Here is a 13,523-nt window from a genome sequence, read left to right on the forward strand (position 1 = left end):
GGATTAAGGATTAAGCTGATGCGCCAGCGCTCTGAGCTGTTCGGCAATAGACTGCAGGTTTTTACCCGGCTCCGTTTTTGGCCCGGTAGAGTGGCGCACGACCAGACGAGCCGGAAGGATAGAAGAAGTATGAGATGTCTCGCGATCGCCGCTATCGAGAAGGCGCCGGACGGCCTCTTTTCCTTGTAAATCAAGATCCAGCGAAACGGTGGTGAGCGCCGGGTAAAAGAACGAACTCTCATAGGTGTCATCATAACCAATAACCGATTTTTCCCCCGGAATCGGCACCTGATGTTGGTGAAACGCGCTCAGTACGCCCAGCGCCATCTGATCGTTACCCACCAGAACGGCGGTAAAGTTTGGCGTCTCCCGCAGCATTTGCAGCGCGCCGGCATAGCCGCTCTGCGCATCCCAGTTACCGCGAATCACCGTGACCGGCTGCAGGCCATATCCCTCAAGGGTCTCAATCCAGCTTTTCAGACGCAGTTTAGCCGATACCGAGCTTTCCGGGCCGGCTAGCAGCGCGATCTCCCGATGCCCCATTTCATAGAGATATTTGACGCTGGCCCGGGTGCCGTCAGCCGGGTTAAACGAAACGTTAAACACGGAGCTGTAGGGGTCAACATCTAAAAACAGACAGACGATATCATCGTTATCAGCGGCAATTTTTTGAGCCAGTTCAGTCTCCAGCGGCACGTTGATGATGACCTTATCCACCAGCTGAGACTTAAGTTCATTAATGGAATCTTGAATACTTTGGTTGACGCTCTCATCGATCATGGAGATGAGCACCTGATAGCCTTCCACATTCGCATAGCGTTTTACCGCAGCAGCCACCTGAGAAGGCGCGTGCAATGCGAGGGAGATGGTGACCAGGCCCACGGTGCGGCTTTGCTTTCCTACCAGCTGCTGCGCCAGGCGGTTTGGGACATAGCGCAGCTCCTCAATGGATTTCTCCACCTTGCTGCGTGTGGCTTTGGATACATTAGCAGATTTATTGAGTACCCTGGACACGGTCTGATAGGAGACGCCCGCATGGCGAGCAACGTCTTCTAAGGTCGCGCTTTTAGACTTCATAGTCCGGTTCCTTATGTTGTTATCCCTGGATTGTAACAGGGGCAATGTGAAAAAACGCTCATCGCCGCGTCCCCCGAACCACAATCATCACAAAAAGTATTACGCTCACAATACAACAAATTGTGAATGGACTCACTAGTCGTTACAAAACCCGCCAATTTATTTGCAGTTAATCACACTATAGCGATCATTTAATTGCCTGAATTCGGGTTTAGGCATTTTATGACATCGGTTATGTGAACGTAATACAAAACAATAAGAGGATAGACATGAACACTACGCTGCGCACACTCTCCGCTGCGTTGGCCGCTGCGCTGATTTCACCATCCGTGTTTGCTGCTTCCGCCACGCTTCCGGGTATCGATTTTCATGGCTATATGCGCGCCGGGGTTGGGGTCTCCGGCGACGGTAGTCAGGCCGAATGGCAAAAAAACAAAATTGGCCGTCTGGGTAATGAGTCCGATACCTACGGCGAGCTGGAGCTGGGATCAGAGGTCTATAAGAAGAATGACGTTAGCTTCTATCTTGATAGCATGGTCAGCATGGTCTCTGACGGTTCTAACGATAACGAAACCACGCTCGATGATGATGCCCAATTCGGCCTGCGCCAGCTCAACCTGCAAATCAAAGGGCTGGTCCCCGGCGATCCGAACGCGGTCATTTGGGGCGGTAAACGCTACTACCAGCGCCACGATCTCCACATCATTGATACCAAATACTGGAACATTTCCGGATCCGGTGCCGGGATCGAAAACTATACGCTCGGCCCGGGGGCCGTTTCATTTGCCTGGATCCGCGGAGATGCCAATGACGTCGACTACCGCGTCGATGGCGATAGCAACGTCAACATTAACTACCTCGACCTGCGCTACGCAGGCTGGAAGCCGTGGGCCGGTTCGTGGACCGAATTTGGTATCGACTACGCGATGCCGAATACCACTAAAAAGCAGGACTCCTACGGTGGTCTATACGATGCTGAAAACGGCGTCATGCTGACCGGTGAAATCAGCCAGGATATGCTGGGTGGTTACAACAAAACGGTGCTGCAGTACGCCAACAAAGGGCTGGCGCAGAACATGGTTTCCCAGGGCGGCGGCTGGTACGACATGTGGAACTACGTCAATGACGCCACCGGATACCGCGTGATTAATACCGGTTTAATTCCGATTACCGAAAAGTTCTCCATTAACCACGTTCTCACCTGGGGCTCCGCGGACAACATCACCGATTACACGGATAAAACGCGCATGCTGTCGCTGGTGGCTCGTGGGCAGTATCAGTTCACCGAATACGTGCGCCTGATTGGCGAAGTGGGCGGCTTTTACCAAAAAGATAGCTACAAGAACAATACTGATTATAAGCAGGCCGGTGAGAAATATACCATCGCGCTGGGCCTGGCCGATGGCCCTGACTTTATGTCTCGCCCGGAACTGCGCATTTTCGCTTCGTATCTGAATGACTCTGAAAACGGTAAACCGTTCGAAGATCAAACTGCCAATAATACGTGGAACTTTGGTGTACAGGTCGAGGCCTGGTGGTAGTCGTCATTTAACTGTTTTATCTCCAGCTGTAAGGTCGTTAATTACCCTCCGGTAATCATTATTGCCATTGAATGCTTTGTTTTCTTTTCGGGATAACTCATTATTGCGTTATCCCGTTTTATTTTATTTACGGCTGGCAAAGTGTTCGTCAAGTAATTGACGCAAAGCATCCGACTGTTTACCGAAAATAGCATGCTCCTGCTGCCCAAGGATAATAACGCCAAGCGCTCCCTGCTGCTGTAGCGCCTGAGAGTCAACAATCGACAGATTATTCACCGTGACGCGTAAGCGGGTGATACAGGCGTCAACGTTGACAATATTCGCCTCGCCGCCAAAAGCCTGAATTAAACGTTCAATCTGTTGTTGTTCCGCCGGGCTTAACGTTACCGCCGGACGAGACTGGGAGAAATAATTCAGAAAGGATTTTAAACTCACCATAATAGACTCCTGATAAGCAGATAAAAAAACGCCTGCTCTTGCGAGCAGGCGTGGATAGAGAAAAATTACGCGTGACGGCTGAGAATGCGGCAATCCCACGCTTTTAAGGTCAACGGCGCGTTCAGTGCCGCGCCGGTGAGGCTGTCCTGATAGCCCTGCGGTAAGGTCACCTGCTGCTGCTGCGCGCTGTAGTTTTGCAGGAACACGTAGGTGGTCTCACCGTCCGTCCGTGCGGTCGCCACCACGCCCGGCGGGAAATCGGCTGCCACCGCACGCGGCAGCGACAGCTCTTTACTTATGGCGGTGAAGAAGTCCCGCTGGAAAGCCAGATCGTTGCGCGAAGCGACGTGCCAGGCCTTACCTTTACCCACGTGATTGACGGTAACCGCCGGTCTTCCCGCGTAAAAATCATCGCGGTAGGTCGCCAGCGGCTGCGCCGTTTCGGCATGGATCAGTTCACACAGATGGCGTACCTGATACGGTCCCTGCAGGCCCCCTTCATTGCCCGCCAGCCCCTGTACCAGGTTGCGTTCGCCGTCGTTCAGGCAGTCAATCTCTTCCGCCCAAATGCCCAGCAGTTTACGCAGCGGGCCCGGGAAACCGCCGAGATGGCAAAGGTCGGATTCGTTAACAATACCCGTCCAGTATGTTGTAACTAAATGACCACCGTTAGCCACAAACGCTTCGGCGCGTTCGGCAAATCCCTCACGAACCATATACAGCATTGGCGCAATGACCAGTTGATAAGCGCTCAGGTCAACGTCAGCATCGATAACATCAACCGCAATCCCCTGCTCCCAGAACGGACGGTAATGTTCGTTGACGGTATTTTCATACTCCATGCCGAGATTTCGCGGCCCCTGTGCATCATCCAGCGCCCAGCGGTTTTGCTGGTCGAAGATAATCGCCACTTTCGCATCCGTCCGGCAGCCCACGACGCCCGGCAGCTGGCTTAACATCTCGCCGAGCGCCGTCACTTCACGACCCACGCGCGTATCCAGATGACCGACATGATCGATAATCGCGCCATGAAACTTCTCAACCGAACCGCGGCTCTTACGCCACTGGAAGTACTGCACCGAATCCGCGCCGTGCGCCACCGCCTGCAGAGAAGAGAGAATATGCATTCCCGGTTTCTTCAGCTTACTGGTCAGCTGCCAGTTGGTCGCGCTCGGGGTGGATTCCATTAACACAAACGGTTTGCCGCCCTTCAGGCTGCGCATCATGTCATGATACATAGCGGTGTAGCAGGCCAGCGTGGTTTCATCTTTATCACGGTGCCACATGGGGTAGCTGTCCCATGAGATAAAGTCCAGCACCTGCGCCAGCTGCCAGTAGTCGTAATCGTAGAAATACTCCATAAAGTTGGTTGTTACCGGCAGCGCAGCATTCGCCGCTTTCAGCGGCGCAATTTCGTGGCGGCAGAAGTCCGTCACCTGAGCGGTATTGAAGCGATGCCAGTCCAGGTTCAGACCATGAATGGAGACTTCCCCCTGCGGGGCCGGAGATTCGATCTGCGACCAGTCGCTGTAGGTGTGGCTCCAGAAGGTACTCCACCAGGCGTGATTGAGGTTATCCAGCGTTTCATAGCGCGCTTTCAGCCAGTCGCGGAAACGCTCCTGGCACAGGCTGCAGTGGCACTCTCCGCCGTATTCATTGGAGATATGCCAGCCCAGCACCGCCGGATGCTGCGAGTAGCGCTCCGCCAGCAGGGAATTTATTTTCAGGGTTTTATCACGGTAGACCGGCGACGACATACAGTGGTTATGACGTCCACCGTGCAGCGCAGGCACCCGATCGCGACCGACGCGCAGGACCTGAGGATATTTCTGCGACATCCAGGCCGGGCGCGCGCCGCTTGGGGTCGCGAGAAAGACATGAATGCCGGCGGCATAGAGTTTATCCAGGATACTGTCCAACCAGCCAAACTCAAATACGCCTTCCTGAGGTTCAAGTTTCGCCCAGCTAAATATCCCTACCGACATAACATTACATTTTGCCTGCTGCATCATGGCAATATCTTTATCGATAATATCGGGATAGTTCTCCCACTGCTCCGGGTTATAGTCGGCGCCATGCAATAGCGCATTGACCTTCGGACTCAAAGGCGCAAATTTTTTCATAATAAACATCCTGAAGTGTAAAGCTGAATAATTAATTGAATACCTTCATCGACGGCAATGCTTTTCCCTGGCAATCAAACAGCGCCTGATTTTCCCGGGCATTCCCCTCTTTCCATTCATCATGGATATATTTCATTCCGGCAGGCGTCGCCCAGGTATTTCCCGGTACGGCAATCCACGTCGGCTCCCAATAAAAAATACCTTTACCGCGGTGGTCCGGTACGTCCGCAACGGCCTGCATTAAGTCGTGAATATAATTATATTGCCCCTGTACGGTGGCAGGATAACCGCCATCCTTTTCCTCTTTCGCCTGGAAACTATTTTCGGCGTTGTCGCAGTTTTCCAGGGTATAGGCGTAAGCGGCTTCCACCACTATCACGTCTTTGTTATAGCGCTTGCTGATATCGTCCATATTGGCTTTCAGCGCGCTAATCGGACCATTCCAGTAGGTGTACATCGACAGACCAATGATGTCGTAAGGCACGTTGCGCTTGCTGATTTCATCAAACCACCAGCGGAAGGTGTCGTTTTTCGTGCCTTCGGCCAGATGAAGCATAATTTTAATCTGCTCGCCGCCGGTGAGGTTTTCCTTCAGGCCGTCAATGGCGGCGTTAAGCAGCCCCGCCAGGCGATCGAACTCGCCGCCGCCCTGCCCCCAGCTTTTGCCCTCCGGCCACAGCATACCGCCGTTGATCTCGTTGCCGATCTGGACCATATCCGGCAGCACCCCCTCCTGCTTAAAGCGGGCAATCGTGTCGCGGGTGTAGTCGTGGATCGTGGTTTTCAGCTGCGGATAATCCATTTTCTCCCAGGCCTTCGGCTTGAACTGCTTGCCCGGATCGGTCCAGAAATCGCTGTAGTGGAAATCAAGCAGCAGCTTCATACCCTGCGCTTTTGCGCGCTTCGCCAGCGCCAGCGTCGCCGCCAGATCGTTATCGCCGCCGCCGTAACGCTGACCCTGGGCGTCTTTTGGATCCACCCACAGGCGCAGGCGAACATAGTTCACGCCGTCGGCCTTCAGAATCGCGATCGGATCCTGCGGCTGATTGTTGTGGTTAAAGAACTTCGCGCCGTGCTTTTCCGCATCCAGCAGCGTAGAGATATCCGCGCCTTTAATAAAATCAGCGGGCATATTGCTAAACGCCTTCGTTTGCAGCGCATCTGCCGCCAGCGTACCGGCGGAAAAACAGCATGCCAGAGAAACAGCAAGCCACGCGGGTGTTAATCTTTTCATGGGGTTATCCTTTTGTACTGCCTGAGGTGAGGCCGGAAACAAAGTATTTTTGTAGCGCCAGATAGAGAATTGCCACCGGGACGGCAATCAGCACCGCGCCCGCCGCGTAGGTGGTATAGCTGGCGCCCATTTTCTGCGCCACCAGGTTATACAGGCCAATCGGCAGCGTGTATTTATCCGGGGTACGCAAAATGGTGCTGGAGAGGATGAAATCCCCCAGCGGGCCGGTAAATGAAAACAGCGCCACCACCGCCAGAATCGGCTTCGACAGCGGCATAATGATTTCGATAAAGATGCGGAAGCTGCTGGCGCCATCCATCCGCGCGGATTCATCCAGATCTTTGGGGATCGCGTCCAGATACCCCTTCATGAGCCAGGTATTCATCGGGATCATGCCGCCAACGTAGATCAGCACCAGCGCCAGATGGCTATTGATCAACCCCAGCAGCTGAGAGAGAACAAAGATCGCAATCAGCGCCGAGAACTGCGGGATCATCTGCAGCAGCAGAAACAGCATCAGCCCGTTCTGCCGCCCTTTGAAACGAAAACGGGAGAACGCATAGGCCGTGAAGCTCACGCTGATTAAGGTCAACGCCATGGTCATGAAGCTGATTTTCATCGAGTTCCAGTACCAGGTGAGATAATTCACATTGCCGTTAAACAGATCCGCGTAATGCTGGAACGACAGGTTTTCAGGAATAATCGACGTACTCAGCAGACTGTTCCCGGCGTTCAGAGACGCCCCTACCGTCCAGACCAGCGGATATATAATGATCGTCGATACAAAGAGGACCACCAGCCAGGTGAGAGACAGGCGAATCCACTTTTCGCGTTTAATACTCGGTGATTTAGCCATGTTGCTTCCCTTACGCCATGTCGTCGTTTTTGAAGGATTTCGTGGCGCGGAACTGCCACAACGCCAGGCCGACGACAAAAATCGACAGCAGAATCGTGATGGTGGCCGCGATGGCGTATTGCGAAGACGACATCGTTAATTTGTAGATCCACGACACCAGAATATCCGTACCGCCGGCATTCGACCCGGCTACCGCCGGTCCGCCGTTATTGAACAGGTAGATGATATTGAAGTTGTTAAAATTGAAGGTGTACTGAGTGATGATGATCGGCGCAATGGAGTAGAGCACCAGCGGCAGAGTAATGGTCCGCAGGCGGGTAAACGCGCTGGCGCCATCCATGGTGGCCGCTTCATACAGATCGTCCGGGATCGCCTGCAGGACGCCGGTGGTCATGGCGAAAACAAACGGAAAGCCCAGCCAGGTTTGCATCATGATCAGCGCCGTTTTAGTCCAGAACGGGTCGGTCAGCCAGGCCTTCGGCGTGATGCCAAAGAAGGACAAAATGGCGTTGTTAATCACCCCGAATGAATCATTGAACATGCCGGCAAAAACCAGAATCGTCACGAAGCCCGGCACCGCCCACGGCAGAATGAAAATTGTGCGGATCATCGGCTTAAAGCGCAGATCTTTCTGGTTGACCAGAATCGCCAGCAGCACGCCGACGGTACATTGCAGGGTCGTCGCCAGCAGCGTCCACACCACCGTCCACTGCAGTACGTCAAAGAAGGTCGAGCGCCAGATGGATAATGTGAAAATATTGATGAAGTTTTTGAATCCCACCCAATCCACCAGCTTCGCCGGCGGCGTGTGATAAAGGTTGTAGTTAGTAAAGGCGATAGCAAAACCAAACAGGATCGGGAAGATGACCACAAACACCAGCAGTATGAAGCCGGGCGTGATCATCAGATACGGGAAACCCTCGCTGAGCAGCATCTGATACTGCTTGCGTACGCTATTCAGCGCCATGCCTTCATCGCGCTTTTTGCCGTTAACCCAGGCATCGCGCAGCGAGAGGAAATAGACCAACAAACCGAATGCGATAATCAGTACGCTGATTATCCCTTCCGCCAGCAGGAAAATAGAGTTATCCCGCGGAACTTCCTCGCCTAAGGTATATAACCCCCACAGGCCTTCGCTGAGAAAGTCATAGAAAATGCTCATAAAACTGCTCAGCAGCACCAGGAAGACAATCCCCTTCAGCCACTGGCGGTGATAAAACTGCCCAAAACCCGGCACGATAGCCAGCAACAGGCCGCACCACGCATGGCGTCCTGCGCCGCGCGCTTCGGCAATATTTTCGCTGGGATTGATAATCACACACGACTCCTTCTGAAAACGGGAGGACGGCCCTCCCGTTCTGTTACATCACCGAATTATTGATTGCTGGCCTGCATGGCTTCGATCTGCATCTTGATCTGCTTTTCAGCGTTATCGAGCGCCGCCTTCGGCTCCTGTTTACCGGTCAGGCTAAGCTCGAGCGCGGCGTTCGCCGGGCCCCATACCTCACCCATTTCCGGGATCCCGGGCATCGCCGTCGCCCGCGCTGACTGCACCGCCACCGCGCTGGCCTTTTCGTCATTCTTAATCAGCGGATCGTCAATCATGGCCTTCAGCGGCGGGATTTCTCCGGTGGCGACATAGCGAGCTTTCACGTACTGCGGCTGGTTGATGAACTCGATAAACTGCTGCGCCAGCGCTTTATCTTTACTCCACGTCGAGACGACATAGCCCTTCACGCCGAGGAAGGAGCTCATCGGTTTGCCATCCGGCAGCGTCGGCAAAGGCGCGACGCCATAATGAATGCCTGCCGCTTCATACGGCTGGAAGGCCCACGGGCCGTTAATCACCGCAGCCGCTTTCTTCTCGGTGAACAGCGAGTCGATGGCGTTCAGCCCGTTATCGCCGAGGATCCCCGCCGGGAATACCTTGTCGGTGTAGAATTTTTTCAGGAAAGTCACCGCTTCCACCGCGCCTGGCTTATTCAGGCCGACATCCTGCGGGTTGAAGCTGCCTTTGTCGTTTTTGCCAAAGATATAGCCGCCCATTGGGCCAATAGCGCCCCAGCTGTAATAGATCTGGTCAAACTTCGCCAGCAGGCCGTACTTACCCTCTTCGCGCTGCTGCTTCGAATAGTCGAACCAGTCCTGCAGGCTATCCAGCGGCTTATCGATCAGGTCTTTGTTGTAAATCAACACCAGGGTTTCCACCGCTTTCGGTACGCCGTAAAGCACGTTATCCATATGGAACGCGTTGATTGATGCCGGCGTAAAGGCCTCCTGCTTCGCCTGGTCCAGCGTCAGGGGAGACAGCAGTCCCTGGACGACCGCACCGCCTAGCTGGTCATTAGGGATCACCAGCACGTCCGGGCCAATGCCCGCCGGGCCATCAAGGCGCAGCTTTTCCAGCTGCTGGGCGTACGGCATTTCCTGCACGTTCACCTTAACGTTGAACTGCTTTTCAAAATCGCTTACCGCGGCCTTAATGCCGTCGGATTTTTTGATGTCTTCCCAGACGTTGAGCTGTCCGGCCGCGTGCGCCTGCAGGCTAACCAGCTGCCCGGCAGCCAGAGTAGTAAGGATCAGTGCAGCAAGAGTGTTCTTTTTCATTATCAACCTCATGTGAAGGTATAACAATTTAATGGTTTTTATTGGGCGATGTGACTTCCGAGAATCTTTCAGTTAACTGATAAACGGTGATTCATAAACAAATATGCCGTTATTCCTGATTTGTTATACGGTACGCTTTGAATGCTGACAAAACTACTGAAAGCTGCCAGTTGTGTGATCGTGATTGCAGAAATGAAACATCGATATAGGGCGCTAAAACTCTGGAAGTTATAGTCACTGCATGATTTTAGTGTCGTTGAGCATCGCCCGGCTGAATTGTTACACGTTATACAAATAATGCGTCACAGCCCAAATCCCAACGGCAAAAACGGCTACTAACCCGGGGAGTGTTGATGTCCAATATACGACTGAGGAATGTCACCAAACGGTTCGGCAGTACAGTGACGCTGCATCAGGTAAATCTTGATATTGAAGATGGCGAGTTTGCGGTTTTCGTCGGTCCGTCAGGCTGCGGCAAATCGACGCTACTGCGAATGATTGCCGGTCTCGAAGAGGTGAGCGAAGGTGAAGTGCTTATTGGCGATGAGGTGATGAATGATGTCGTTCCTGCCCATCGCGGCGTCGCCATGGTATTCCAGTCCTATGCGCTCTACCCGCATATGACGGTAGCGGAAAATATGGGCTATGGCCTGAAGGTGAATAAAGTGCCAAAAGATGAAATTCGCCGCCAGGTTGAAATGGTGGCGAAAACGCTGCAGCTCTCTCATCTGCTGGATCGCAAACCTAAGCAGCTTTCCGGCGGCCAGCGCCAGCGCGTGGCGATCGGTCGCGCCATCGTGCGTAATCCACGGGTGTTTATGTTTGATGAACCCCTCTCCAACCTGGATGCCGAGCTGCGCGTTGAGATGCGCCTGCATATTGCTAAACTGCATCATGAACTCAAAACCACCATGGTTTATGTCACCCACGATCAGGTTGAAGCGATGACGCTGGCCGATAAAATCGTGGTGATGAACTACGGCAAAGTTGAGCAGATGGGTTCGCCGATGTCGCTGTATTACAACCCGGTCAATAAGTTCGTTGCGGGATTTATCGGTTCGCCGAAAATGAACTTCCTGCCCGCGACGGTCACCGCATGGCAGCCGGGCCAGCTTAGCGTGAAGATGGCGCAAGATCATAATCTGACGCTCAATATCACCACATCGCCGCTGCAGCCCGGCGCTGCCGTTACCCTCGGTATTCGCCCTGAACATCTCTCAACTGATGTGAATATCGGTACCGTAGTTGAGTTTCAATGTGAAGTCGTGGAGAGACTGGGTAACAACACCTATCTGTTCGGCCAGTGCTACGGCCACGATAACGTCAAAATTCTGCTGCCCGGCGACGTTCATTTCCGTCCATGGCAGAAGATAAGGGTCGCGTTTGACGATCGCTACTGCATGGTCTTCGACGAAAACGACCAGCGGATTAGCGCTGACATCGCTGCGCCGGACGCCCATTAAGCGCAACATATGACTGTCATGATTGCGCTTTAGAATATGAATCTGTGCTGACAACGCTTATTGCCAGCATACCAGCCCTCGTTTTTCTCCGCGACGCTCCAGGCCTTGGGCGTCGCGGTTCATCCACTGTTAGCCCGAATTCGTTGCTATCTTGCGGTTCGGGCCTTTTTCTACCCCGTGCTGAACCCTCTTTTATCTTTCGCGTATACTCATCGAACCCCTCAATAAAATAAGGAAATACTCATGACGACCCGGCATCAGGTGAGTCTGGTTACAGGGGTATTGATACTCGCCATTATCCTGCCGGTCGCGCTGAGCATCTGGCTGGCAATGCAGCAGGCCAAAGAGCAATTTTATAGCGAACTGGACAACTTTTCCGTCCGCGTACTGGCCCGCGTTCAGCAGGTTGCCGATCAGGCAAGAGAGGCGCTGAACGAAGCTGATGCGCATGCGGCTACCACCTGCAGTCCGCAGCATTTGCTCACGATGCGACGGATCGCCTATACCCATCGCTACGTTCAGGAAGTGCTGTGGTTACATGAGGGTATTCCGCAGTGCTCTTCCCTCGAAGATCATCAGGTTTCGGTTACCTTTCCTGCTCCCGACCATATCACGGCCGATGGCTATCGTACCTGGCTTACCTCAGTTAACGACCTGGGTCTGAAACATAAAATGACGGCCATGGGCAGCGAGCATCACGTGGTGATGATCGATCCCGTGTCGTTTATCGATGTCATTCCATTAGGCCATGAAGAGATTCACACGCTCTTGTTCGGCACGCAGCACGATCAAATCATCATTAGCAGTAAACCGCTCAACGCTGCCGTCTGGGAGAAAATTAAGCATCAGTATGCCAGGACCCTAACCCTCGATAGCACCGTTTATCGTCTTCATCGTCTCCCGGAGCTGGGGCTGGCCATTGCCACCTGGTCCTCGACGGTGCCGCTGCAGAAAAAGCTACATCAGCAGCTGATGCTGTGGCTGCCGATTGGTCTGTTCACCAGCCTTCTGGCCTCATTTCTGCTGCTTCGCCTGCTGCGGAGGCTGCGCTCACCGCGTAATGGGATGCTGGACGCGCTGAATTCTCATGCCATCCAGGTTTATTACCAGCCCATTATTTCGCTGCAGAGCGGAAAGATCGTCGGTGCAGAGGCGCTTGCTCGCTGGAGGCAGCCCGATGGCAGTTTCTTATCGCCGGATATTTTTATTCCGCTTGCCGAACAAACCGGGCTGATTACCCGCTTAACCGAAGATATTGTACGAAAAATTTTTACCGATCTCGGTACCTGGCTGCGGCAGCGCCCGGAGATACATATCTCGATAAACCTGTCGGTTGATGATTTGCGTTCGCCAAGGCTGCCGATGCTGTTACAAGAGCAGCTTCAGCGCTGGGGCATCAGCGCTCAGCAGATCATTCTGGAAATCACCGAGCGCGGTTTTGTCGACCCGCAAACCACTCTGCCAGTCATCGCCGGCTATCGTCAGGCCGGACACCGTATCTCCATCGATGACTTCGGCACCGGCTATTCCAGCCTGAGCTATTTACAAAAGCTGGACGTTGATACCCTGAAAATCGATAAAGCATTTGTCGATACGCTGGAGTGTGAATCGCTGACGCCGCACATCATTGAAATGGCGAAAGCGCTCAATCTGGCGACCGTCGCAGAAGGCGTCGAAACCGAAAGCCAACGCGACTGGCTGCGCATGCATGGCGTGCTGTATGCCCAGGGCTGGCTTTATAGTAAGGCGCTGCCAAAAGAGAAATTTATTCTGTGGGCCGAGAATAACCTCAAGGCGTATTCATCACCGTCCGGAACACATGATGACTGAGCCTATTTCAGATAGGATTTTATCACCTGCATCACCACATCAAGGTCAGCCTCACGCTGACCTTCTTCCGGCTCCTTCACGACATGATCCGTTAAATGCCCCTGGATAACCTGCATCATCATGCCGTTTACCGCACCGCGAATGGCAGCCAGCTGCTGTAGAACCTCTGCGCATTCATGCTCGCGGTTAAGCATTTTTTCCAGCGCGGCGCTTTGCCCCTGAATTTTCTTCAATCGGGTCAATAACATCTTCTTGTGACGAACGGTATGTGACATTTCGCGATCCACTATTTGATTAATCGATCGTTTCCACTAACGACCCTTGTATGTAATCAGAACAGCATAACATGCCCTA

Annotated in this window: 11 protein-coding genes; 3 read left to right on the top strand and 8 right to left on the bottom strand. The window is 53.3% G+C overall.

The genetic code is table 11. The features are described from left to right. Positions 1-3: 3 nt before the first annotated feature. Positions 4-1,077, bottom strand: a complete 1,074-nt coding sequence (locus ABLU96_RS01030) for a LacI family DNA-binding transcriptional regulator (RefSeq protein ID WP_009653595.1) — start codon at positions 1,075-1,077, stop codon at positions 4-6. 269 nt (positions 1,078-1,346) lie between these two features. On the opposite strand from ABLU96_RS01030, the gene ABLU96_RS01035 reads away from it, so the two are divergent. Next, a complete protein-coding gene (locus tag ABLU96_RS01035; protein WP_014228201.1) occupies positions 1,347-2,618 on the top strand; it encodes a maltoporin in 1,272 nt (423 codons plus the stop codon). A 123-nt stretch (positions 2,619-2,741) separates the two neighbouring features. On the opposite strand, the gene ABLU96_RS01040 is transcribed toward ABLU96_RS01035, so the two are convergent. From ABLU96_RS01040 to ABLU96_RS01065, 6 genes are all read right to left on the bottom strand, one after another. Beyond that, complete coding sequence (locus tag ABLU96_RS01040) at positions 2,742-3,056, bottom strand: PTS transporter subunit EIIB (protein ID WP_064405086.1); 315 nt, start codon at positions 3,054-3,056, stop codon at positions 2,742-2,744. A 65-nt stretch (positions 3,057-3,121) separates the two neighbouring features. Next, positions 3,122-5,179, bottom strand: coding sequence for a beta-galactosidase (locus ABLU96_RS01045; RefSeq protein WP_048261447.1), 2,058 nt, complete (start codon positions 5,177-5,179; stop codon positions 3,122-3,124). 31 nt (positions 5,180-5,210) lie between these two features. Beyond that, on the bottom strand, positions 5,211-6,413 hold the full coding sequence (locus ABLU96_RS01050) for an arabinogalactan endo-beta-1,4-galactanase (RefSeq protein ID WP_032694156.1): 1,203 nt from the start codon (positions 6,411-6,413) through the stop codon (positions 5,211-5,213). A 4-nt stretch (positions 6,414-6,417) separates the two neighbouring features. Continuing rightward, the gene (locus ABLU96_RS01055) at positions 6,418-7,269 is read right to left on the bottom strand and encodes a sugar ABC transporter permease (RefSeq protein ID WP_004848313.1); all 852 of its coding nucleotides are present in this window, start codon (positions 7,267-7,269) and stop codon (positions 6,418-6,420) included. 10 nt (positions 7,270-7,279) lie between these two features. Then, positions 7,280-8,587 (bottom strand): sugar ABC transporter permease, encoded by a 1,308-nt coding sequence (locus ABLU96_RS01060; RefSeq protein ID WP_004848312.1) that lies wholly within the window; start codon positions 8,585-8,587, stop codon positions 7,280-7,282. A gap of 56 nt (positions 8,588-8,643) precedes the next feature. Next, on the bottom strand, positions 8,644-9,876 hold the full coding sequence (locus ABLU96_RS01065; protein WP_064374547.1) for a maltodextrin ABC transporter substrate-binding protein: 1,233 nt from the start codon (positions 9,874-9,876) through the stop codon (positions 8,644-8,646). A gap of 353 nt (positions 9,877-10,229) precedes the next feature. Between ABLU96_RS01065 and ABLU96_RS01070 the strand changes: the two genes are divergently transcribed. Then, positions 10,230-11,339, top strand: coding sequence for an ABC transporter ATP-binding protein (locus tag ABLU96_RS01070; protein WP_004848307.1), 1,110 nt, complete (start codon positions 10,230-10,232; stop codon positions 11,337-11,339). A gap of 243 nt (positions 11,340-11,582) precedes the next feature. Beyond that, the gene (locus ABLU96_RS01075) at positions 11,583-13,169 is read left to right on the top strand and encodes an EAL domain-containing protein (protein ID WP_048261436.1); all 1,587 of its coding nucleotides are present in this window, start codon (positions 11,583-11,585) and stop codon (positions 13,167-13,169) included. A 2-nt stretch (positions 13,170-13,171) separates the two neighbouring features. Here ABLU96_RS01075 and ABLU96_RS01080 read toward each other — a convergent pair whose 3' ends face one another. Further along, positions 13,172-13,444: a metal-sensing transcriptional repressor gene (locus ABLU96_RS01080; protein WP_004129869.1), complete on the bottom strand. Its 273-nt coding sequence runs from the start codon at positions 13,442-13,444 to the stop codon at positions 13,172-13,174. Positions 13,445-13,523: the final 79 nt, after the last annotated feature.

It is taken from the genome of Klebsiella sp. CN_Kp106 (genome assembly GCF_040064575.1).
Lineage (GTDB): Bacteria > Pseudomonadota > Gammaproteobacteria > Enterobacterales > Enterobacteriaceae > Klebsiella > Klebsiella michiganensis.

Bases quoted from the DNA above. Each gene is read 5' to 3' on its own strand.
- ABLU96_RS01075 (WP_048261436.1), top strand. From the start codon at position 11,583: ATGACGACCCGGCATCAGGTGAGTCTGGTTACAGGGGTATTGATACTC.
- ABLU96_RS01050 (WP_032694156.1), bottom strand. From the start codon at position 6,413: ATGAAAAGATTAACACCCGCGTGGCTTGCTGTTTCTCTGGCATGCTGT.
- ABLU96_RS01035 (WP_014228201.1), top strand. From the start codon at position 1,347: ATGAACACTACGCTGCGCACACTCTCCGCTGCGTTGGCCGCTGCGCTG.
- ABLU96_RS01045 (WP_048261447.1), bottom strand. From the start codon at position 5,179: ATGAAAAAATTTGCGCCTTTGAGTCCGAAGGTCAATGCGCTATTGCAT.
- ABLU96_RS01030 (WP_009653595.1), bottom strand. From the start codon at position 1,077: ATGAAGTCTAAAAGCGCGACCTTAGAAGACGTTGCTCGCCATGCGGGC.
- ABLU96_RS01055 (WP_004848313.1), bottom strand. From the start codon at position 7,269: ATGGCTAAATCACCGAGTATTAAACGCGAAAAGTGGATTCGCCTGTCT.
- ABLU96_RS01070 (WP_004848307.1), top strand. From the start codon at position 10,230: ATGTCCAATATACGACTGAGGAATGTCACCAAACGGTTCGGCAGTACA.
- ABLU96_RS01080 (WP_004129869.1), bottom strand. From the start codon at position 13,444: ATGTCACATACCGTTCGTCACAAGAAGATGTTATTGACCCGATTGAAG.
- ABLU96_RS01040 (WP_064405086.1), bottom strand. From the start codon at position 3,056: ATGGTGAGTTTAAAATCCTTTCTGAATTATTTCTCCCAGTCTCGTCCG.
- ABLU96_RS01065 (WP_064374547.1), bottom strand. From the start codon at position 9,876: ATGAAAAAGAACACTCTTGCTGCACTGATCCTTACTACTCTGGCTGCC.